Origin of the sequence: Enterobacter sp. Crenshaw, assembly GCF_024734705.1 — a bacterium.
In the GTDB taxonomy this organism is placed as follows: Bacteria; Pseudomonadota; Gammaproteobacteria; order Enterobacterales; family Enterobacteriaceae; genus Enterobacter; species Enterobacter asburiae_B.
Genome location: NZ_CP102932.1, coordinates 3,988,296 through 4,007,345, shown reverse-complemented (window position 1 = coordinate 4,007,345; position 19,050 = coordinate 3,988,296). Strand labels below are relative to the sequence as shown.

General features: G+C 56.6%; 28 protein-coding genes. 24 read left to right on the top strand and 4 right to left on the bottom strand.

Annotated elements, in window-relative coordinates; translation table 11 throughout:
- Positions 1-83: 83 nt before the first annotated feature.
- The gene (locus NWV12_RS19050; RefSeq protein ID WP_048981239.1) at positions 84-848 is read left to right on the top strand and encodes a siderophore-interacting protein; all 765 of its coding nucleotides are present in this window, start codon (positions 84-86) and stop codon (positions 846-848) included.
- On the opposite strand, the gene NWV12_RS19045 is transcribed toward NWV12_RS19050, so the two are convergent.
- Together NWV12_RS19045 and NWV12_RS19040 are read right to left on the bottom strand one after the other, a co-directional pair.
- Complete coding sequence (locus NWV12_RS19045; protein WP_033146698.1) at positions 849-2,018, bottom strand: DNA repair protein; 1,170 nt, start codon at positions 2,016-2,018, stop codon at positions 849-851. It abuts the gene before it with no gap.
- Between the two features lie 282 nt (positions 2,019-2,300).
- A complete protein-coding gene (locus tag NWV12_RS19040) occupies positions 2,301-2,876 on the bottom strand; it encodes a phage repressor protein CI (RefSeq protein WP_047060318.1) in 576 nt (191 codons plus the stop codon).
- Positions 2,877-3,103: 227 nt separating this feature from the next.
- On the opposite strand from NWV12_RS19040, the gene NWV12_RS19035 reads away from it, so the two are divergent.
- From NWV12_RS19035 to NWV12_RS18955, 17 genes are all read left to right on the top strand, one after another.
- A complete protein-coding gene (locus tag NWV12_RS19035; RefSeq protein ID WP_033146696.1) occupies positions 3,104-3,442 on the top strand; it encodes a DUF5347 domain-containing protein in 339 nt (112 codons plus the stop codon).
- Between the two features lie 68 nt (positions 3,443-3,510).
- Positions 3,511-3,738: a DUF2732 family protein gene (locus NWV12_RS19030; protein WP_029741400.1), complete on the top strand. Its 228-nt coding sequence runs from the start codon at positions 3,511-3,513 to the stop codon at positions 3,736-3,738.
- Positions 3,738-3,959: a TraR/DksA family transcriptional regulator gene (locus NWV12_RS19025; RefSeq protein ID WP_045404086.1), complete on the top strand. Its 222-nt coding sequence runs from the start codon at positions 3,738-3,740 to the stop codon at positions 3,957-3,959. Before NWV12_RS19030 ends, NWV12_RS19025 begins: the two co-directional genes overlap by 1 nt.
- Before the next feature lies 1 nt (position 3,960).
- A complete protein-coding gene (locus NWV12_RS19020) occupies positions 3,961-6,150 on the top strand; it encodes a replication endonuclease (RefSeq protein WP_048981241.1) in 2,190 nt (729 codons plus the stop codon).
- Between the two features lie 109 nt (positions 6,151-6,259).
- Positions 6,260-6,700 (top strand): DinI-like family protein, encoded by a 441-nt coding sequence (locus tag NWV12_RS19015; RefSeq protein WP_048981242.1) that lies wholly within the window; start codon positions 6,260-6,262, stop codon positions 6,698-6,700.
- A 179-nt stretch (positions 6,701-6,879) separates the two neighbouring features.
- A complete protein-coding gene (locus NWV12_RS19010; protein WP_023309248.1) occupies positions 6,880-7,083 on the top strand; it encodes a tail protein X in 204 nt (67 codons plus the stop codon).
- Positions 7,074-7,295, top strand: coding sequence for an HP1 family phage holin (locus NWV12_RS19005; protein ID WP_029741404.1), 222 nt, complete (start codon positions 7,074-7,076; stop codon positions 7,293-7,295). The genes NWV12_RS19010 and NWV12_RS19005 overlap by 10 nt, the downstream gene beginning before the upstream one ends.
- Positions 7,279-7,788: a lysozyme gene (locus NWV12_RS19000; RefSeq protein WP_048981243.1), complete on the top strand. Its 510-nt coding sequence runs from the start codon at positions 7,279-7,281 to the stop codon at positions 7,786-7,788. The genes NWV12_RS19005 and NWV12_RS19000 overlap by 17 nt, the downstream gene beginning before the upstream one ends.
- Before the next feature lie 8 nt (positions 7,789-7,796).
- On the top strand, positions 7,797-8,210 hold the full coding sequence (lysB, locus tag NWV12_RS18995; protein ID WP_071891638.1) for an Rz-like lysis system protein LysB: 414 nt from the start codon (positions 7,797-7,799) through the stop codon (positions 8,208-8,210).
- Positions 8,098-8,343, top strand: coding sequence for an Rz1-like lysis system protein LysC (gene lysC, locus NWV12_RS18990; RefSeq protein ID WP_231926973.1), 246 nt, complete (start codon positions 8,098-8,100; stop codon positions 8,341-8,343). The genes lysB and lysC overlap by 113 nt, the downstream gene beginning before the upstream one ends.
- Entirely contained in the window at positions 8,306-8,773 is a 468-nt protein-coding gene (locus tag NWV12_RS18985; protein ID WP_048981245.1) for a phage tail protein, read from the top strand. Before lysC ends, NWV12_RS18985 begins: the two co-directional genes overlap by 38 nt.
- 112 nt (positions 8,774-8,885) lie before the next feature.
- The gene (locus NWV12_RS18980; RefSeq protein ID WP_048981246.1) at positions 8,886-9,527 is read left to right on the top strand and encodes a phage baseplate assembly protein V; all 642 of its coding nucleotides are present in this window, start codon (positions 8,886-8,888) and stop codon (positions 9,525-9,527) included.
- Positions 9,524-9,874, top strand: coding sequence for a GPW/gp25 family protein (locus NWV12_RS18975; protein WP_033146688.1), 351 nt, complete (start codon positions 9,524-9,526; stop codon positions 9,872-9,874). The genes NWV12_RS18980 and NWV12_RS18975 overlap by 4 nt, the downstream gene beginning before the upstream one ends.
- A gap of 5 nt (positions 9,875-9,879) precedes the next feature.
- Entirely contained in the window at positions 9,880-10,788 is a 909-nt protein-coding gene (locus tag NWV12_RS18970; protein WP_048981247.1) for a baseplate assembly protein, read from the top strand.
- On the top strand, positions 10,781-11,389 hold the full coding sequence (locus tag NWV12_RS18965; RefSeq protein ID WP_101744685.1) for a phage tail protein I: 609 nt from the start codon (positions 10,781-10,783) through the stop codon (positions 11,387-11,389). Before NWV12_RS18970 ends, NWV12_RS18965 begins: the two co-directional genes overlap by 8 nt.
- Positions 11,386-12,468, top strand: a complete 1,083-nt coding sequence (locus tag NWV12_RS18960; protein ID WP_101744684.1) for a phage tail protein — start codon at positions 11,386-11,388, stop codon at positions 12,466-12,468. The genes NWV12_RS18965 and NWV12_RS18960 overlap by 4 nt, the downstream gene beginning before the upstream one ends.
- Positions 12,468-13,064, top strand: a complete 597-nt coding sequence (locus tag NWV12_RS18955; RefSeq protein ID WP_048980215.1) for a tail fiber assembly protein — start codon at positions 12,468-12,470, stop codon at positions 13,062-13,064. The genes NWV12_RS18960 and NWV12_RS18955 overlap by 1 nt, the downstream gene beginning before the upstream one ends.
- On the opposite strand, the gene NWV12_RS18950 is transcribed toward NWV12_RS18955, so the two are convergent.
- The gene (locus tag NWV12_RS18950; RefSeq protein WP_029742197.1) at positions 13,048-13,443 is read right to left on the bottom strand and encodes a tail fiber assembly protein; all 396 of its coding nucleotides are present in this window, start codon (positions 13,441-13,443) and stop codon (positions 13,048-13,050) included. The two genes, NWV12_RS18955 and NWV12_RS18950, sit on opposite strands and share 17 nt — an antisense overlap.
- A gap of 8 nt (positions 13,444-13,451) precedes the next feature.
- Positions 13,452-13,760 (bottom strand): phage tail protein, encoded by a 309-nt coding sequence (locus tag NWV12_RS22135; RefSeq protein WP_375379104.1) that lies wholly within the window; start codon positions 13,758-13,760, stop codon positions 13,452-13,454.
- Between the two features lie 125 nt (positions 13,761-13,885).
- Between NWV12_RS22135 and NWV12_RS18945 the strand changes: the two genes are divergently transcribed.
- Genes NWV12_RS18945 through NWV12_RS18920 form a run of 6 tightly spaced genes read left to right on the top strand, consistent with a single transcriptional unit; the run spans position 13,886 to position 19,044 of the window.
- The gene (locus NWV12_RS18945) at positions 13,886-14,479 is read left to right on the top strand and encodes a recombinase family protein (RefSeq protein ID WP_033146684.1); all 594 of its coding nucleotides are present in this window, start codon (positions 13,886-13,888) and stop codon (positions 14,477-14,479) included.
- Positions 14,480-14,537: 58 nt separating this feature from the next.
- Complete coding sequence (locus tag NWV12_RS18940) at positions 14,538-15,725, top strand: phage tail sheath protein (RefSeq protein WP_047060339.1); 1,188 nt, start codon at positions 14,538-14,540, stop codon at positions 15,723-15,725.
- An 11-nt stretch (positions 15,726-15,736) separates the two neighbouring features.
- Complete coding sequence (locus NWV12_RS18935; protein ID WP_023309235.1) at positions 15,737-16,255, top strand: phage major tail tube protein; 519 nt, start codon at positions 15,737-15,739, stop codon at positions 16,253-16,255.
- 56 nt (positions 16,256-16,311) lie between these two features.
- Positions 16,312-16,620: a phage tail assembly protein gene (locus NWV12_RS18930; RefSeq protein WP_047060341.1), complete on the top strand. Its 309-nt coding sequence runs from the start codon at positions 16,312-16,314 to the stop codon at positions 16,618-16,620.
- Positions 16,621-16,652: 32 nt separating this feature from the next.
- Positions 16,653-16,772, top strand: a complete 120-nt coding sequence (locus tag NWV12_RS18925) for a GpE family phage tail protein (protein WP_023616176.1) — start codon at positions 16,653-16,655, stop codon at positions 16,770-16,772.
- A complete protein-coding gene (locus NWV12_RS18920) occupies positions 16,765-19,044 on the top strand; it encodes a phage tail tape measure protein (RefSeq protein ID WP_048979132.1) in 2,280 nt (759 codons plus the stop codon). The genes NWV12_RS18925 and NWV12_RS18920 overlap by 8 nt, the downstream gene beginning before the upstream one ends.
- Positions 19,045-19,050: the final 6 nt, after the last annotated feature.

Below are 19,050 nucleotides of genomic sequence, written 5' to 3'. Positions count from 1 at the left end.
GATCTTGCATTTTTACTTATTAGTAATCATTATCATTTGAAAATTGATTTAGATATATCGTATTCACCAGAGAGGGGCTAAAAATGGCATCTACCCGTTACCCACAGCGTGTTCGTAATGACCTGCGCTTTCGCGAGCTGACGGTGCTCCGCGTTGAGCGCGCCAGCGCGGGTTTCCAGCGCATTGTTTTAGGCGGCGAGCAGCTGGAGGGCTTTAGTTCCCGCGGTTTCGACGACCATACCAAAGTCTTTTTCCCGGCTCCTGGGGCGGTATTTGTACCGCCGGTGGTCACCGATGAAGGCATCGACTGGGGTGACGGCGTACGTCCTCAGACGCGCGACTACACGCCGCTGTACGACGAGGCAAACCATGAGCTGGTACTCGATTTCTTCATTCACGACGGCGGCATTGCCAGCCGCTGGGCGGTCGAGGCGAAAGCGGGAGACAGGCTGACCATCGGCGGTCCGCGCGGTTCGCTGGTGGTACCGGAGGATTACGCCTGGCAGCTGTACGTGTGCGACGAGTCCGGCATGCCCGCGCTGCGTCGACGCTTAGAAAACATTGCTAAACTGCCGGTTCGCCCGCAGGTTCATGCGGTAGTGACGGTCGGGGACGAATCTTATAAAGACTATCTGGCACACCTGAGCGAGTTCGAAATCACCTGGGTGGTGGGCCATAGCGAGCAGGCGGTAGCGGACCATCTGGCGGCGCTGACCGTTCCTGGTGAAGATTACTTCATCTGGCTGACCGGGGAAGGGAAGGTAGTGAAGACGCTGAGCCGTCAGTTTGAAACCGACGCGATTGACCAGCAACTGGTGCGTGCCAGCGCATACTGGCACGCCAAATAATCAGGCGGCGGAATCCAGCTGCGCTTCGCTCACCTGATGTTCGAGCGAGGCGCGGACCTCGTGCAGCGCTTTCTCCTGCTGAGCGAAGTAAGCTTCCATATTGTTGAGCGACGAGACCAGAAGCCAGGACTCCTCTTTCTCCAGCTCTGCCAGCTCGTTCACTAAAATGTCTATCTGCTCGCGAACCTGCGCCATTTTTTTGCGGATACGTTCCAGATCGTTCAGCCTGTCGCTTGCCATCAATGGCTCAAAGCCCTGCTGCAGGCGGGCCACCAGTGAGCGAATGGTTTTAACGTCGCCACGCTGCTTTGCCTGGTTGAGCTGGACCATCATCGCGTTAGCTTCCTCTTTCAGGTCGTCCGCCACCAGATCCGGATGGCAGAGCTTGCTCGCCTGCCGCCAGAGGCGCTTAAGCTCGTTCCGATCCTCTTCCGAAAGATCCTTGCCCTTGCGCAGCCGCACTTCGGCATCGTGATGCTGCTCGCGATACTTCTCGTACTCTTCGTTAGCGTCGTCGCGCGCCTGACGCGCAGGCTCCTCTTCGCGCGTTAAGCCGCTCTCCAGCTCCAGCGCTTCGGCCAGCAGGTTGGCAATCAGATTGCTTTGCTGTTCAAGATGCTTACGCGCCTCAGCGGCCTGCACGGAGTCGGCCGGGAGATCGCGCCAGCGCTGGGTGAGCGTCGCCAGCACCTCTACCGCCTGCGCCATATAGCGCTGGCAGCGACGGTAATCTTCCTCGCGACGACGCGCTTCCGCCTGCTGACGGCGCAGATTGAGCTCGGCCAGCGTTTTACGCAGGGCGAGGATCTGCTGCATCAGCGGTCCGAGGCGAGAAAAATAGAGATCGTTGAACTCATCAAGCTGCTGCACCCGGGCGTTGCGGCGGTCAATCAGATCGCGTAGACGCTCTTCCAGCGCCTTCAGCTCCAGCTTGCTGGCGGCCACCTGCGGATCTCGCCACTGGGTTACGGCGCGCTGGCCCTGCAGCCAGGCGGTAATTGCCGCCATCGCAGCGGTGTAGTTCTTCTCCTCAAGCGCCACGACGATTGCCTGCAGCTCATCGTCAAACGCTTCATTTTTCAGGCGTGTCAGCTGGCTCTGGATGATGTCATCATCTTCCAGTTCAATGGCATTTTTAATGATTTCTAGCCGTTTGATCGGTGTGCTCATGATGCCTTTCGCTTTGGCGCTTAAGTATTTGAGTTAAGGTTAGTTGTTGTAAAAGCTACAGGAAATAATACACACGGATGATGATCGGCGCGATGGGGGATTTCTTTAATGAGTTGATGTGTGGTGCTCTCATTATGGGGTAAACCCGATAGAGCGACATGCCACACCTTCACCAGCCTTGTTAATGTGCGTCGATCCTCTTTTTCCCCTGCCTCGGGTTTTTCCGTGTCCTACCCGAAAGCGAGCGCCCCACCTTTGGTGGCGAATGCATCCGACCCACCCTCAATTAACCTCGCTGTAAATCCCCACCACGCGCCCCACCGTTTTTATCTCGTCGATACCGCATTCAAACGGAACCTTGCCGCCCGCCACGTGGAGTTTTTTACCCGGCAGCAGCGTGAGGTCGCGGATGCTGGCAGTGCCTTCAATCTCAACCAGCCACAGGCCGTCGGTTAACGATGCTTCTTTTTCAATAAAGTGCAGCTTTCCCTCCGCCCGAACGGCGATGCCGCGAGCTAGCGGTTTGCTAAAGAAACCAGAGTCAATACTCAAAGTGGTATTTTCTTCCAGCTTTCCATCACTCAGTGTGAATGTGGAAACCGAAACCGGATCGCCCGGCGCGGGGTGACCTTCAAACTGTGCACCTTGTCCGGTCATCAGCCAGCGAAGGCTGGCACCGGTGTCCAGCGCGCACTGAACCGCAAAGTCGTAAGAGACGGTACCGCGCGCGTAGCGGTTCTGAAGCGAGCTGGCGGCGATATTAAAGTGCCGGGCCAGCTGGATTTTCTGCGTGAAACCATATACCTGACAGATTCTATCGAGTAACTCTTCATTATTCACTTGAGAATCTAAAATCAAAATATATTCCTTTGGGTGTTTACTAATACTCATTTGGGTATTAGTATCATTACAAATTCGGGCAATCAGCGGCAGGCGTTGGCAAACAGAGGCTAATGATTGCAGACATTATCAAAATGGGAATCATGCAGCATGGCATCTGAAATCGCAATCATCAAACGGCGGAAAAAACCGTGCTGTGCCCGTTTTCAGCGCACTAGCGTGCGTGAGTTTACGCGAGGGGAGATATGGCGATAGAAGCTGCCCGTGCAAGGGTTCCACTTAGCGTGGGAGCGCGCCTTAGCGGGCTTAACCACATCGCTGAACTGCGCGCCCGATACGGGAGCGATAGCGGAAAAGAGCTGGCGCGGTTTATGGCTGAACTGCGCGATAAGCGCGATCCCTGTTTTGAGGAGAACAGCAGGGCGCTGGCCGCCCTCTTTTTCCTGGCGAGATTGCCCGTCGCCCGTCATGAGTGCGAGCTCAGTGAGCTAACCACAGAGGAGAAAAGGGCGCTGATTAACGCCATGAATCATTTTCGTGCTGTCGTGAGTTTATTTCCTGAACGGCTGACCATGCCGATATAACCCAACCCAAAAACTAATGGCGTAAACCCGCCGGGCATCCTTTTGCCTGAATTTAAGGAGAACGCGTGATGCGAAACAGTGAAAACCGCCCTTATCCGACCGGAAGTGAAGAACTGAAGCGCCTGCTGGCAGAGGCAAAAACAGAGGAACGATGCGCGCGAGCCCTCGCGGTCTCCCTGCGTCTGGAGGCCCTGGCGAGCCATATCTACAAAACCGGCATGAGCGGAGAAGACGTTGCCGAACTGCTGTGCCACGAGGCGGCCCGCTACGAGCGTGAATCCCAGGAGCTGCACTGATGGCCGATTTTATCGATCTTGCGCAGGCGCGCGAGCAGGAGGACAGAGAGCGGTACATTAATCGCGCCCGCAGACGACCCGCATCGCCTTCGCGTTTCCTCTGCGAGGACTGCGAGGCCCCGATACCGGAGGCGCGCCGAATAGCGGTGCCTGGGGTAGCCCTGTGCGTGACCTGCCAGGAGATCGCGGAGATGAAAAATAAACACGTCCGGGGAGGATAAGTTGGCTACGTCATTTGCTTATCCGTGGAATGCCCCACGGTCGGCCATTGCCAGCCCTTATCTCACCCACGCCCAACAGCAGCGCCGCGATCGCCTTTTCGCGGCGCTGCAGCAGGCAAGAATTTCCCTCTCACAGCAGCCTGACTGCGTACGCTTCGAGGTCTGGCGCACGGTTGACGCCCTCGAACAGCATAGGGGCAGCCCGCAGGCTAACGCCTTTTTGATCCGCTTCTGCAAAAGGATGTTACCCCGTCTGAGGCGGGTCTCTGAACGCTATGCCTGCACAGGCCTGCACGACGAGGTCTCGAGGGCCGTGTTTGACGGCCATTTCGACACTCAGCTTCTGCAATACCTCGCCTCGCGGATGGTCGAACTGGTGGCCCGCTATAACCGCCTTCCGGATATGTCCCGCGCGGACATCGACCTGCTGGCCGCAGATATCGCCAGCTTTATTCGCGGCGAGCTGGCGAATATTAACGATGCTGAGATGGGTGAATACCAGACGCTGTACGTCTGGTATCAGCGCGCCGGACTGATCGCCCGACAGTTCAACGTGTCGCCTCCGCACTGGGAGCGGGTGTCGAAGACGTTTTTCAACAAAGATGACGTTGCCGCGGCGGTGATCCGCATGTTTTCCGAGGCGTGGTGGCGCGGGCGTCTGCGTCGGGTCGCGGCTGCCTGGCGCGAGCATCTGCAGATTGCCCTCGGCAACGTCAGCAAGCGAAAAGCGGCGTATGCGAGCAAACGCTGCGTGACCGAGTGGCGCGAGCAGAAGCGCCGCACCCGCGAATTTCTCAAGGGCATGGAGCTGGAAGATGAAGAGGGCAACCGCATCAGCCTGATTGAAAAATACGACAGCTCGGTGGCCAACCCGGCGATACGTCGCTGTGAACTGATGACCCGTATCCGCGGGTTTGAAAATATCTGTGAGGCGCTTGGCTACGTGGGCGAGTTCTATACCTTAACCGCGCCCGCGCAGTATCACGCGACGCTGAAATCAGGCTTCCCCAACGCGAAGTGGAACGGGGCCAGCCCGGCGGATACGCAACTCTACTTTACCCGCCTGTGGGCGCGCATCCGGGCAAAACTGCACCGGGACGGGCGCCGTATCTTTGGTATCCGCGTTGCGGAACCCCATCACGACGGTACGCCCCACTGGCACATGCTGATGTTTATGCTGCCGGAAGACGTCGAATGCGTTCGCCGGATTATTGGGGATTATACCCGGCAGGAGGATGCTGCCGAGCTGCAGAGCGAAGGCGCCAGACAGGCGCGCTTTCACGCGGACGCGATCGATCCGCAGAAAGGCAGCGCTACCGGCTATATCGCCAAATACATCTCAAAGAATATCGACGGCTATGCGCTCGATGGCGAGACCGATAACGAAAGCGGTGGTCTGCTGAAGGAGACGGCGTCCGCCGTGTCGGCCTGGGCAGGGCGCTGGCACATTCGCCAGTTTCAGTTCATCGGCGGCGCGCCGGTAACGGTCTACCGCGAGCTGCGGCGTCTGGTGGATGCCGAGGCCGCGCGCGGTCTGAGCGTTGAGTTTGCTGCCGTCCAGGAGGCTGCCGACGCCGGGGACTGGGCGGGTTACGTTACTGCGCAGGGCGGGCCGTTTGTGCGTCGCGATGATTTACAGGTGCGCACGCTGTATGAGCCGCGCGCCGGGTTTAACCAGTACGGCGAGGAAACGGTCCGCATCCGCGGCGTGTACGATTCTGCCGTTGGCGCGGGCAGCCCAGTTTTAACCCGGCTCACGCAGTGGAAAATTGTGCCGAAGCGGGCCGCGGATCTTAAGGACGCGCCCGTATCCTCTCGGAGTTCTGTCAATAACTGTACGCAGACCGATCTTTCTCAACCCCTCAGCCGACGTGCGAGGCGGGCGTTAACCGAACGCATCAAATTCATCCGCCCTGGCGCGACAGCGCCCGTCGTCTTCGCGAGCGACCCGCAGAACGGGGTACCGGAGAAGGTGATCGATGAGATACGGCTCGCCACCGGGATAGCCATCAGCCGGGCAGAAGCCCTGCATCTGATGGCGGGAGGCATCAGCCGCTTTAACGATAAATGGTGCAGGGGCGCAGCTGACGGATCGCTATTTCCGGCACCGTGTTCTTACCAGCAAAAGGCGCGGAAAATCCTTGAACGTATTGGGCTTTTAACGGATCTCTTCGCTCAGAGGGCACGCTAATCTCCATCCATATCATGTACATACCGTGAAGGGTTCTGATTTTTCGCTTCACTCTTTTTGTGAATACGTGCTACTGTATGTTTATACAGTATCTCGTGGTGGAGGTTGTGTGGACAGAGAGTTGAACGAGCAGGTCATGATTGAACGAGTCGAGCTGATTGCGCGACTGACGACGGAAGGAACGTGTCAGGAAAGAGATCGTGAGATTGCCCTGAATTTGATTGCTGAGATTGCGCGGGGAAATTTAATCAAGAACAACGCATTTACCGTTGTATTCTCAGCATCGCCTGTTCCGGAACGAATCAAAAAAGAGGGCAACGTTCGGGTGAACATTACTCTCGATAAAGATCAGCAGATTGACCCTGCCGTCGCTGAGGCCTTTCAGTGCGAACTGACCCGCAGAATACGATCCCTGTTTCCGTCATCGCGGGTGAACGTGAAAATCGGATCGGTGACGGGGGTCGAACTCCAGGGGCTTGAAAAAGAAGCCGATCGCGAGGCGCTGGACGCTATCCTCCGGGAAGTCTGGGAAGACGAGAGCTGGCGCTAGCCCCGGCGTCATCACCCGTACCAACACCCTCATTCCTGTTTTGCGCTTCCGTTGAACCACGCTTCGCCGCTCGCGGACGATCTGTTGTGCCCGCGATTGTCCATCCGTCAGCGATAGCGAAAAGCCTGCTGGCCCGGGAAACTCTACGGTACCTGGAAACCGGATGTTGGGAGCGTCTGATGAAAATCTATGCAATGCAAGGGGACACGCTTGATGCCGTTTGCGCCCGCTTTTATGGGCGCACGGCTGGAGTCGTTGAAGCCGTTCTGAAGGCCAATCCTGGCCTCGCGGAGTTAGGCGTTATCTTGCCTCACGGCACGCCGGTAGAGATGCCGGAGGTGAATAGCGCCCCCACAAAAGAATCCGTAAACCTATGGGACTGAGCCTGGAGAAAATCACCACGTTTATCGCCTACTGGCTGGCCGTGGCGCTGGCATGGTTCGGGGCGATGTCTCCTGAAAAAGTCGCGCTGTACGTGGGGAGTCTGTGCGCCATTTTTACCGCATTAACGAATTACTGGTTTAAGCGAAAAACCTGGCGCTATCTCCAGTCTCTTGGCCTCGATAAGAAGAGCATTCGTGAACTCAATCATTAAGCGTTGCAGCGTCGCCGGCGTGCTGGCCCTGGCGGTGCTGATGCCTGACTTTCGATTACTGAAAACGTCCCCGGAAGGATTGGCGTTGATTGCCGACCTCGAAGGATGTCGCCTCTCGCCCTACCGGTGTAGCGCCGGCGTATGGACGTCCGGCATTGGCCACACGGCAAACGTTGTGCCGACGCGGGACATTACCGAGCGTGAGGCTGCGGTAAACCTGGTTGCTGATGTGCTCAATGTTGAGCGGCGTCTGGCGGCGTGTGCACCGGTAGAGATGCCGCCCCGGGTCTATGACGCGCTGGTGAGTTTTACCTTTAATGTCGGCGCAGGCGCTGCCTGCCGTTCGACGCTGGTGTCCTTTATCAAACGTAAACAGTGGCCGCAGGCATGCGGTCAGCTTACCCGCTGGGTGTACGTCAACGGCGTCAAAAATGCCGGGCTGGAAAACCGTCGCGTCCGCGAGAAGGCCTGGTGCATGAAGGGGCTGCCGTGAGAACGCTCATGCTGGCGCTGGCCGGGCTGCTGGCCATCGCGCTGTGGCTTCGTCATGACAACCTGAACCTGTCCCGTTCCTTAGCCGCGGCCAACCGGGTCGCCAGCGAGCAAAAAACGGCCCTCGCCACGCTTAATCAGCAGCTGTCCCTGTCGCAGCGAATGGCCAGAGCAAATGAAAACGCCCAGGTCAGGCTCCGTGAGGAGCTTGTCACCGCGGGCGAGGAGAGGGCAAGACGGGAAGCGACTATCGGGAGATTACTCAATGAAAATGAAGCGTTACGCCGCTGGTATACCGCTCAGCTGCCTGATGCTGTCCGCAGGCTGCACACCCGCACCGCCTGCGCCTCTGCAGCCCATTGTTTACAACGCCTGCCCGAAGGTGAGCCGCTGCCCGATGCCGGGGAGCGAACCCGCCACTAACGGCGATCTCAGCGCGGATATTCGCAGGCTGGAATACGCCCTTATCGCCTGCGCGCTGCAGGTTGAAACCATTAAAGACTGTCAGGATAAACTCGATGCACAAACTCAAGAGCCTGCGTCAGGCATTAATTGACGCGATCCCCCAACTCAATGCCAACCCGGAGCGCCTGCAGATGTCGGTCGGAGGCGGCAATATTGACGCCCGCCAGGCCTCCTCGCTCTCCTTTGAAAAGCGGTATACGCTGAACGTGAAGGTTAGCGGCTTCACCGGCGACAGCGAGGGATTTTTCGTCCCGGTGCTGGCCTGGCTTCGGGAAAACCAGCCGGATATTTTTACCCTCGATGAAGGCCGTAAAAACGGTTACACCTTCGCGATCGTCTTAAACGATGACGATACGATGAATATCACCATCAGCGTGCAATTAACCGAGCGTATTCTTGTTTCCCAGGAGCAGGGCGCTCTGCACGCGACGTATTCCCCCGAGCCGCCGCTGCCGGAGCCCGTCACGCGTCCGAAGGCGCTGTACGTTAACGGCGAGCTGGTCAGCCAGTGGGAGGAGTAATTTCCTCGCGCTGAAGGCCGCCATCCGACTGCCGTCTGGACCGCTTGTTGTATCATCCCGCAGAAAACCCCGTCTCGTTGCTGCCGTTCCTCCTGAACGGCATTCTCTTCTCATGAATACATTAACTTCCATGAACGGCATCGCTCGCGCGATCCGCAATCTTATTCGTATCGGTGTTGTGACCGATGTTGACCTCAGCAGAGGACTTTGTCGTGTCCAGACCGGCGGGATGAAAACCACCTGGCTGAACTGGCTCACCTGTCGTGCGGGACGTTCGCGCGTCTGGTGGGCCCCTTCTGAGGGGGAACAGGTGCTGCTGCTGGCCATCGGCGGCGAGCTTGATACCGCCTTTGTGCTGCCCGGCATTTTCTCTGACGACCATCCGGCGCCGTCCGGGTCGCCTGATGCGTTCCACGTCTCGTTTCCTGACGGGGCGGTCATCGAGTACGAACCCGGTCACGGGTCGCTGACGGTTACAGGCATTAAAACGGCCGATATTACCGCCTCTGAATCGCTGACCGCCACCGTGCCGGAGGTGAGGGTGACGTCAACGTCCCGCATCACGCTGGATACGCCTGAAGTGGTGTGCACTAACAAGTTAATTACTGCCTCTCTTGAAGTGCAGAAGGGCGGTGTGATGGCCGGAAATATTGAGCATTCCGGCGGTAAATTCACCTCCAACGGGGTGCAGGTGGATAACCACGCGCACGGCAGTGTGCAAAGCGGCGGAAGCTGGACTAAGGGGACACAATGACGGTGCGTTACAGGGGGATGAACAGGCAGACCGGGCTTAGCCTTTCAGAGGCGGAACACATCCGCCAAAGCGTGCGCGACATTCTGGTTACGCCGATTGGCTCGCGGGTCATGCGGCGGGATTACGGCTCGCTGCTGGCGGCGATGATCGACAGGCCGCAGAGCCCGGCGCTGCGTCTGCAAATCATGGCCGCCTGTTATTCCGCCATCCAGAAATGGGAGCCGCGAATAAGCCTGACGGCCATCACTTTCGAGCGTTCGGAGAACGACGGGACGTTGTATGTCGATATCACCGGCACGCGCCCGACCTCCGGGCAATCCTTTTCTATCACCATTTCACTGAGTTAAACGCTATGGCTATTGTTGATCTGAGCCAGCTCGCCGCGCCTGATGTCGTGGAGGAGGTGGATTATGAAACGCTGTTGGCAGAACGAAAGGCCACCTTTGTCTCGCTCTATCCGGAAGAGGAGCGAGAGGCGATTGCACGGACGCTGACGCTGGAATCCGAGCCGATTGTGAAGCTGCTGCAGGAGAATGCCTACCGGGAAGTTATCTGGCGCCAGCGGGTTAATGAGGCTGCGCTGGCCGTGACGCTGGCCTATTCTTCCGGTCACGATCTGGACGTTATTGCGGGAAACAATAATACCGAACGCCTGACCATCACCCCGGGCGATGTCACTACCATTCCGCCAACGGCTGCCGTCATGGAGTCTGATGCTGACCTGCGACTGCGTGCGCAGCAGGCCTTTGAAGGGTTGAGCGTCGCGGGACCGGTTGGAGCCTATGAATATCATGGTCGAAGCGCCGACGGGCGGGTCGCTGACGTTTCGGTTGAAAGCCCTCAGCCCGCATACGTGACGATTTCGGTGTTATCCCGTGAGGGGGATGGTACCGCTCGTCCTGAACTACTGGCGGTTGTTGAAAAAGCGCTTAACGCTGAAACCGTCCGCCCGGTCGGCGATCGTGTAACTGTCCAGTCAGCCGAAATTGTGCCTTACAAGATAAACGCAACGCTCTACGTTTATCCCGGACCAGAAGCTGAACCCATCAGGCAAGCTGCAGAGCAGAAGCTGCGGAATTATATCAGCGCGCAGCATCGCCTTGGACGCGATATTCGTCTCTCGGCCATCTATGCAGCACTTCACGTTGAAGGCGTGCAGCGCGTGGAACTGGAATCTCCCCACTCTGACATTGTACTGAGTAAGTCGCAGGCCTCGAACTGTACCTCGTATCAGATAGCGATCGGGGGTTCGGATGAGTGAAAGGCTGTTACCCGTTGGATCCTCGCCGCTGGAAGTCGCCGCTGCCGCTGCGCTCTCGAATATTGAACGAGTGCCGGTACCGCTACGCACCTTATGGAACCCCAGCGCGTGCCCGGTGAATTTACTTCCCTACCTGGCATGGGCGCTGTCGGTAGACCGTTGGGATGAGGCGTGGCCGGAGAGCACGAAGCGCAGCGTCATTATGTCCTCGTTTTTCGTCCATCAGCACAAAGGAACCATCAGCGCATTGCGTCGTGTGGTGGAACCGCTTGGCTTTTTGATTGAGGTGCGCGAGTGGTGGCAGCTCGGTGAGGAGCCTGGCACATTCCGTCTGGTTGTCGGTGTGCTTGATAACGGCATCACTGACGAAATGTATCAGGAGCTTGAACGGCTCATTGAGGATGCCAAACCGGCAAGTAGACACATGACCGGGCTGGCTATCAGCCTGAGCTCAACGGGAGAGTTTTATGTCGGCGCAGGATGCTATCACGGCGATGCGCTGGCTGTTTACCCCTATACCACTGAGGAACTTATTGTCAGTGGTGATTATTACCTGGCCTCGGCCATCCATTTGATTGATAACCTGAGAGTGAACGCATGACCGCAAAATATTTTGCCATACTGACGAATCAGGGCGCGGCGCGGCTAGCTAACGCGACGGCACTTGGTACGCAACTCAACCTGACGCAAATGGCGGTAGGCGACGCCAACGGAACGTTGCCAACCCCCGACCCGGCGCAGACGAAGCTCGTCAACCAAAAACGCATAGCGCCGCTGAACCTGCTCGCTGTTGACCCAAACAATACCAGCCAGATCATCGCTGAACAGATTATTCCCGAGAATGAGGGCGGTTTCTGGATCCGAGAGATCGGTCTCTATGACGACGACGGCATTCTGATCGCCGTGGCTAACTGCCCGGAGACATATAAGCCTCAGCTGCAGGAAGGCAGTGGCCGCACGCAGACCATCCGCATGATTCTCATTGTGTCGAGCACGTCATCAATTTCCCTGAAAATTGATCCGTCGGTTGTGCTGGCAACGCGTCAGTACGTTGACGATAAAGTTATTGAGGTAAAGGGCTACGCTGATGATCAGATGAAAAAGCATATTGCTGCTGATAATCCGCATAAACAGTACCCTTTAATCGCCAATGCGTTAAAAGAAATTGCCGATGCGGGGTTAAGCGCTGAGGTTCTCAAAAACCTTGGTTTGGGAGAAGGCTCTGCTTTGCCGGTTGGCGTCCCCGTTCCGTGGCCGTCAGCAACTCCACCGACGGGGTGGCTTAAATGCAACGGAGCGGCGTTCACAGCCTCCCAGTACCCTAAATTGGCTCTGGCTTATCCAACCTTGAAACTTCCAGACTTACGCGGGGAGTTTATCCGTGGCTGGGATGATGGACGTGGAGTTGATTCCGGGCGTAGCTTACTGTCGGCTCAGGGGGATGCTATTCAAAATATTGTCGGGACGTTGGGAAGAACCCAGCTATTTCAAGATACGATGTACACTGGTCCGTTTAATCAAATCGACCAGCTAGGTTCCGTTGGTTTGTCTCCTGCTCCCGGCCCTGCTGTTGGATATGGTGCCTGTAACTGGTCTTTTGATGCATCACGCGCAGTCCGCACTGCAACTGAAACTCGTGCGCGAAACATCGCATTTAACTACATCGTGAGGGCTGCATGATGGCTAAAGCTGAATTAAATCAGGACATGATCGCCACGATGGCAGGGGAAATCACCGTGTTTAACTACGATGGTGAGACGCGCGAATATATTTCCTCCTCGGTTGAATATTTGCCGGTCGGCGTCGGCATTCCGGCTAAATCATGCATTGACTCTCCGGGCGAAGACAAAGAGGGATTTACCATATGCCGGAAGGCAGATTTTACAGCTTGGGAATATATGGCTGATCACCGTGGTGAAACGGTATACAGCACTGAAACAGGCGAAGTGATTGTCATCACAGCACCGGGGGATTACCCTGACGGCACTACCACGCTGGCACCTGCGACATATCATGACACGTGGAATGGTAATGAGTGGGTGATTGATACTAAAGCGCAGCACGCGGCGGACGTGGAAGCGGCGGAGCAACAAAAAGTTGCGTTACTTTCAGAGGCGCAAACAACGATCAATATATGGCAGACCGAACTGCAGTTAGGCATTATCAATGATAAAGATAAGGCCAGCCTGATGCTCTGGCTGACCTACATAAAGGAATTGCAAGCTGTCATTCCTGACGCTGCACCAAATATCAAATGGCCTACACCGCCGGTTTAACAGGCCAGCTAACATCAGGAGCCGTCGACGTATCGACGGCTTTCACTTCCTTCTTATAGTCCATCCATGATGATAATTTTGCTTTGTCCTCATTGCTGATATCACCCAGCATTAACTCAACCCGCCAGTCTGCCGTAACATTATCAGCCGTTGCCAGCAATTGCGCGCGCTGATTCTCTGCCTGTGCAATGTGGTCAACTTTGGGCGATACAAGAATTGGATATCCATCATCATCTGATTCGATAACCTTCCCATCATTTTGCTGTCCCGCCATTAGGGCGTTGTATAAATCAGCGTTAATTTCGACGATATCAGCAGGCATATTGTCGTTTATGCTGTCCAGGAAAAAGCCATTTGACGACTTGGAAAAATAAATCATTTTGTCTCCTATATACCAACAGCGAACCAGTAACAGGCGCGTTCGTATTCAATCATTGCACCCTGGCTAACTTTCCCAACAACGATATAGAACTGAGATGTACCCAAATCAGAGCAGTTTGCTACGCCTACTGAGGTAACTCCTGCCGCTGAAGTTGTATGTGGGATTGCCATTAACATGAGTGTCCTTATGGGGAAGCTCACTGGAAAAGTAACCGTATAGCTTGAGCCTCCGCTAACGATGCCCCACTGTAGGATCAAACCAGAAGGTAGCTTTTGAAAGCCCGGCGAACTCTGTGAACTGGAGAATGATGTCATATCTGGAATCTGGTTAGCGCCAGTCCCAACATCCCTTTTAGCCGCTTCTTTCAAACCAAGGTTTTCGAAAATGCGTGTTTATCAATTAAATGGCATGATTTCCGGTTTTGACGGAGAGAAATACCATGCTTATTGGCTACGTACGCGTGTCAACAAATGAACAAAACACCGCCTTACAGCGTGACGCGCTGCAGCGTTCAGGATGTGAGCTCATTTTTGAAGATAAAATCAGCGGTAAATCGACAAACAGACCGGGACTCAATCGAGCTCTCAGACAACTTAATGCGGGCGATACTCTCGTTGTATGGAAACTTGATCGGCTCGGGCGCAGTATGCGCCACCTTGTTTCAATGACCGAGGAACTACGCCAGCGAAGCATTAATTTCCGTAGTTTGACTGATAGCATTGATACCTCAACGCCAATGGGTCGTTTCTTCTTCCATATCATGGGGGCGCTTGCTGAAATGGAGCGTGAACTCATTGTCGAGAGGACGTGCGCCGGGCTGGCCGCAGCGCGGGAACAGGGACGAATTGGTGGCAGACGCCCTAAATTGACGCAGGAGGAATGGGCTCAGGCTGGCAGGCTGATTGCTTCCGGGGAATCCCGACAGCGCGTTGCGTTAATTTTTGATGTGGGTATTTCCACGCTTTATAAAAAATTCCCCGCCACGATAGTCGGACAATCGTTGTGCCAGCGGCCGCTGGACAGGGATGGTTAGCTCATAGCAAGCCCAGCCGCGACAATATCACTCACCAACTAACCAAGGAGTTAAACGGATGAGTGATTTTCACCACGGCGTGGAAGTTATCGAAATCAACGATGGCACCCGCACCATTTCCACCGTCTCGACGGCAATCATCGGCATGGTCTGTACGGCCAGCGATGCTGACGACAAGACATTTCCTTTAAACGAGCCCGTGCTCATTACCAACGTGCAAAACGCGATTGCGAAAGCCGGCAAGGCGGGGACGCTGTCCGCTTCTCTGCAAGCGATCGCCGACCAGTGCAAACCGGTTGTCGTGGTTGTTCGCGTGGCCGAAGGCACCGCTGAAACCCCGGAAGAGGCGCGCAAGCAGACCGTTTCCAATATCATCGGTACTACCGATGAAAACGGTAAATATACCGGTCTGAAGGCGCTTCTCACGGCGAAAACGGTAACCGGCGTCAAGCCACGTATTCTCGGCGTGCCGGGGCTGGATTCTCAGGAAGTGGCGACCGCACTGGCCGCCATGTGCCAGAGCCTGCGCGCGTTCGGCTATGTCAGCGCATGGGGATGTAAAACCATTTCTGAGGCGATTAACTATCGCAAAAACTTCAGCCAGCGCGAGCTGATGGTTATCCATCCTGATTTTCTGGCATGGGATACCACCACGAACGCAACGACGACGGCCTGGGCGACCGCCCGCGCGCTTGGCCTGCGCGCCAAAATCGACCAGACCATGGGCTGGCATAAAACCCTGTCAAACGTTGGCGTCAACGGCGTTACTGGCGTAAGCGCTTCTGTCTCCTGGGATCTGCAGGAACAGGCCACCGACGCGAACCTGCTCAACCAGGCTGGCGTCACCACGCTGATTCGCAACGACGGCTTTAAATTCTGGGGTAACCGTACCTGCTCAGACGATCCGTTATTCGTCTTTGAAAACTACACCCGTACCGCACAGGTGCTGGCCGATACCATGGCGGAAGCGCACGCGTGGGCGATGGATAAACCCATCACGCCAACGCTTATTCGCGACATCGTTTCCGGTATTAACGCCAAGTTCCGCGAGCTGAAAACCAACGGCTATATCGTCGACGGCTCCTGCTGGTATGACCCTGAGTCGAACGATGCAACCACCCTGAAAGCGGGGAAACTGTATATCGATTACGACTACACCCCCGTCCCGCCGCTGGAAAATCTGACTCTGCGCCAGCGCATCACCGATACCTATCTGGCAGACCTGTCAGATTCGGTTAACAGCTAAGGAGCTGAAGCATGGCGTTACCACGCAAACTTAAGTACCTGAATATGTTCAATGATGGCCTGAGCTATATGGGCGTTGTTGAGTCTGTCACCTTACCGAAGCTGACCCGCAAGCTGGAGAAGTATCGCGGCGGCGGTATGCCGGGCTCGGTCTCTGTCGACCTCGGCCTGGACGATGATGCCCTGGCGCTGGAGTGGACCGTTGGCGGCCTGCCGGACGCCGCGCTGTGGGCGCAGTATGCCTCTCCGGGCGCGGACAGCGTGCCGCTGCGCTTTACCGGCTCTTATCAGCGCGATGATACCGGCGAAATCTCCGCCGTCGAAATCGTCATGCGCGGCCGTCATAAAGAGTTTGATGGCGGTGAAAACAAGCAGGGCGAGAGCGGCACCACCAAGATGTCCACCGAATGCGCTTACTACCAGCTGACCATTGATGGCAAAGAGATCATCGAAATCGACATCATCAACATGGTGCTCAAAGTCGACGGGGTCGATCGCCTGGCAGAACACCGTAAGGCCATCGGCCTGTAACCCTTTAACCGGCCGGGATTACCGGCCGGTGAGTTAACTTTCTGAAGAGTAACGAAATGGAACATATCAACGAGACCACCATGAACGAAAGTGAAAACCCACACATCGTCACGCTTGATAGCCCCGTTCAGCGCGGCGAGCAAAAAATCGAAAAGGTGACCGTCGCAAAACCCAATGCGGGGACCCTGCGCGGCGTATCGCTGGCGTCGCTGGCGCAATCTGACGTGGATGCGCTGATTAAGGTGCTGCCGCGAATGACCTCGCCGGCGCTGACCGAGCATGAGGTTGCGCGCCTGGATGCCTGCGATCTGCTCTCTTTTGCAGGTAAGGTGATCGGTTTTTTGTCACCGGCTTCGGCTCGCTGAAATTTCCCGAAAATGTGTCGGTCGACGATCTGATGGCGGATATCGCGGTGATCTTTCACTGGCCGCCGTCAGAACTGTACTCCCTTAGCGTGACCGAACTCCTCTTATGGCGCGAAAAAGCGCTACAGCGAAGCGGAAACCACCATGAGTAATAATGTCAGTCTTCAGGAGCTGCTTAAGGCAGTCGACCGGGCAACCCGACCGCTTAACGCTCTCCAGAACGCCAGCCTCACTCTCTCGAGCGATATCCGCGATGCGCAGACGGCGCTGGGGGAGCTCGATGAGCAGGCGGGGCGCATTAACGGCTTCAGAAAAGCAAATGTCCGGCTCGCCACGACGGAGCAGTCGCTTGCTCAGGCGAAACAGCAGGCCGCGGCGCTGGCGGTGCAGTTTAAAAACACGCAAAACCCCACCCAGGCGCAGGCTGATGCGCTGTCTGAAGCCCGAAAATCGGCAGTCGACCTTAAGCATGAGTACAACAGCTTACGCTACTCGGTACAGCGTCAGCGCGCTGAACTCGCTCAGGTGGGTGTCAACACGCGCACGCTCTCGTCGGATGAACGTCGTTTAAAAAGTCACATCAGCGAAAAAACGCAGCAGCTTAACCGACAGCGGGAGGCGCTGGCCCGCGTCAATCAGCAGCAGGAGCGGCTGAGTGTCGTTCAGAATCGCTACGAGTCCGGCAAACGCGTTACCGCGCGGGTGCGTCAGCTTGCGAATGCGGGCGTGGGCATGGCAAAAGCGGGATTTGACCAGACGTCCCGGTTTATGGCGCCAGGCATCAGCTTTGAAAAGCAGATGTCGACCATTCAGGCAAACCTTGGCCTGGCGAAGGGGGATTCCCGGCTTGAGGCCATTCGCCAGCAGGCGCGGGAGGTCAGTGCCAGGACCGGAGTACCTGCAGATACGGTCCTCCGGGCACAAACCGAACTGGCTCGTTCAGGGTATGACGCCGATGGGCTGCTTGCGGCCACCGCGCCAACGGTCAACCTCAGCCTGGCGGGGAATGTCGACGCGGCTAAAGCCGCCGATATGATCGCCAGCACGCAGGCCGCGTATAGCCTGGGCGATATGGACGCGGGACGCATCGCAGATGTGCTTACGCGCGGTTTTACCTCTTCGAATACCAGCCTCGCTGAGATGGTGGCGGCCGTCACCTCCGCTGCGCCCGCTGCGGGTGCCGCCGGTATGGGGCTTGAAGAGACCACCGCGCTGCTGGGCGTTCTGGCGGAAAAAGGAATGAAAGGTGCCGCCGCGGGGGACGCGCTCAGCGCGATGTTGCGCCATGTTCAGACTCCGGATGCCATAAAAGCCGCGGGGGTGCTGGCTTCCGCTGCGGGTGATGGATCGCTTGATGAAAAACGCCAGCAGTTGCAGGGGGCAAAGGGCAGTACCGCGCTCGCGGCTTCCGTGCAGACCGATAATCTTGACGGCGATATCAACCGATTCCAGGCCGCGTGGAACGGGTTGAAGATTGATGTATTTGATAAAGCGGATGGCGCTCTGCGCAACCTGATAACAACCGCAACCGGCTGGCTTGGTACGGCCTCCCTTTGGGTGAATGCCAACCCTGAGCTGACGCAGACCCTCGCCAGCATCGTTGTCGGCGCGCAGGCGTTTGCTGGCGTACTGGGTGGCGTAGGCACGGTTATCGGCCCGGTACTGACGGGCGTCAATATGGTTATTACCGCGGCCGGGATGTTGGGAACGGTATTCAGCGTGGTGGGCGGCGCCATCATGACGGTGCTGGGTGCCCTTAGCTGGCCGGTGATTGCCCTTGGCGCGGCGATTGCTGCCGGTGCTTTGCTGATTTTTAAATACTGGGAGCCCATCAGCGCCTTCTTTGGCGGGGTGATGGAAGGGCTTTCAACGGCTTTCGCACCGCTGGGTGCGCTGTTCTCACCGGTGATGGCGGTGTTTGACGCTATCTCGGAGAAGCTGGGCGGTATCTGGCAATGGTTCACCGACTTGATTACGCCGATCAAGGCGACGCAGGAAACGCTGGATGGCTGTAAAAACGCTGGCGTGATTTTTGGTCAGGCGCTGGGCGATGCGTTAATGGCCCCGCTTGATCTCTTTAATAGCCTGAGCGGCAAGGCCAGCTGGCTGCTGGAGAAGCTCGGTATTATCAAAAACGAGTCGGGCGATCTCGACGCCGCTGCGGCAAAAGCAGAAGCGGCATCCTCACCGGCGGGCAGCGCTTATATTCCGGGCGCGGGGATCTCTGGCGGCAGCCTGGGGTATCAGCCGACCATCGCTACTGGAGGACGCTCTTACGTCGATCAGAGTAAAAGCGAATATAACATCACGCTGCAGGGGGGCACGGCCTCCGGAACGGATCTGACCCGTCAAATCCGGGAGACGATAGATAATATTGAACAGGATAAAGCGAGACGGCAGCAATCCAGCTTTATGTATAGTTGAGGAGAG

What these genes read in the sequence shown, in the direction of transcription:
- NWV12_RS18945 (WP_033146684.1), top strand. Translation starts at nt 13,886, where the DNA reads ATGCTTATTGGCTACGTACGCGTGTCAACAAATGAACAAAACACCGCC.
- NWV12_RS19050 (WP_048981239.1), top strand. Translation starts at nt 84, where the DNA reads ATGGCATCTACCCGTTACCCACAGCGTGTTCGTAATGACCTGCGCTTT.
- NWV12_RS18965 (WP_101744685.1), top strand. Translation starts at nt 10,781, where the DNA reads ATGAGTGAAAGGCTGTTACCCGTTGGATCCTCGCCGCTGGAAGTCGCC.
- NWV12_RS18925 (WP_023616176.1), top strand. Translation starts at nt 16,653, where the DNA reads ATGGCGGATATCGCGGTGATCTTTCACTGGCCGCCGTCAGAACTGTAC.
- NWV12_RS18985 (WP_048981245.1), top strand. Translation starts at nt 8,306, where the DNA reads ATGCACAAACTCAAGAGCCTGCGTCAGGCATTAATTGACGCGATCCCC.
- NWV12_RS19025 (WP_045404086.1), top strand. Translation starts at nt 3,738, where the DNA reads ATGGCCGATTTTATCGATCTTGCGCAGGCGCGCGAGCAGGAGGACAGA.
- lysC (WP_231926973.1), top strand. Translation starts at nt 8,098, where the DNA reads ATGCTGTCCGCAGGCTGCACACCCGCACCGCCTGCGCCTCTGCAGCCC.
- NWV12_RS22135 (WP_375379104.1), bottom strand. Translation starts at nt 13,760, where the DNA reads ATGACATCATTCTCCAGTTCACAGAGTTCGCCGGGCTTTCAAAAGCTA.
- NWV12_RS19005 (WP_029741404.1), top strand. Translation starts at nt 7,074, where the DNA reads ATGGGACTGAGCCTGGAGAAAATCACCACGTTTATCGCCTACTGGCTG.
- NWV12_RS19035 (WP_033146696.1), top strand. Translation starts at nt 3,104, where the DNA reads ATGGCGATAGAAGCTGCCCGTGCAAGGGTTCCACTTAGCGTGGGAGCG.
- NWV12_RS18950 (WP_029742197.1), bottom strand. Translation starts at nt 13,443, where the DNA reads ATGATTTATTTTTCCAAGTCGTCAAATGGCTTTTTCCTGGACAGCATA.
- NWV12_RS18935 (WP_023309235.1), top strand. Translation starts at nt 15,737, where the DNA reads ATGGCGTTACCACGCAAACTTAAGTACCTGAATATGTTCAATGATGGC.
- NWV12_RS18955 (WP_048980215.1), top strand. Translation starts at nt 12,468, where the DNA reads ATGGCTAAAGCTGAATTAAATCAGGACATGATCGCCACGATGGCAGGG.
- NWV12_RS19010 (WP_023309248.1), top strand. Translation starts at nt 6,880, where the DNA reads ATGAAAATCTATGCAATGCAAGGGGACACGCTTGATGCCGTTTGCGCC.
- NWV12_RS18920 (WP_048979132.1), top strand. Translation starts at nt 16,765, where the DNA reads ATGAGTAATAATGTCAGTCTTCAGGAGCTGCTTAAGGCAGTCGACCGG.
- NWV12_RS18970 (WP_048981247.1), top strand. Translation starts at nt 9,880, where the DNA reads ATGGCTATTGTTGATCTGAGCCAGCTCGCCGCGCCTGATGTCGTGGAG.
- NWV12_RS18975 (WP_033146688.1), top strand. Translation starts at nt 9,524, where the DNA reads ATGACGGTGCGTTACAGGGGGATGAACAGGCAGACCGGGCTTAGCCTT.
- NWV12_RS19030 (WP_029741400.1), top strand. Translation starts at nt 3,511, where the DNA reads ATGCGAAACAGTGAAAACCGCCCTTATCCGACCGGAAGTGAAGAACTG.
- NWV12_RS19045 (WP_033146698.1), bottom strand. Translation starts at nt 2,018, where the DNA reads ATGAGCACACCGATCAAACGGCTAGAAATCATTAAAAATGCCATTGAA.
- NWV12_RS18980 (WP_048981246.1), top strand. Translation starts at nt 8,886, where the DNA reads ATGAATACATTAACTTCCATGAACGGCATCGCTCGCGCGATCCGCAAT.
- NWV12_RS18930 (WP_047060341.1), top strand. Translation starts at nt 16,312, where the DNA reads ATGGAACATATCAACGAGACCACCATGAACGAAAGTGAAAACCCACAC.
- NWV12_RS18940 (WP_047060339.1), top strand. Translation starts at nt 14,538, where the DNA reads ATGAGTGATTTTCACCACGGCGTGGAAGTTATCGAAATCAACGATGGC.
- lysB (WP_071891638.1), top strand. Translation starts at nt 7,797, where the DNA reads ATGCTGGCGCTGGCCGGGCTGCTGGCCATCGCGCTGTGGCTTCGTCAT.
- NWV12_RS18960 (WP_101744684.1), top strand. Translation starts at nt 11,386, where the DNA reads ATGACCGCAAAATATTTTGCCATACTGACGAATCAGGGCGCGGCGCGG.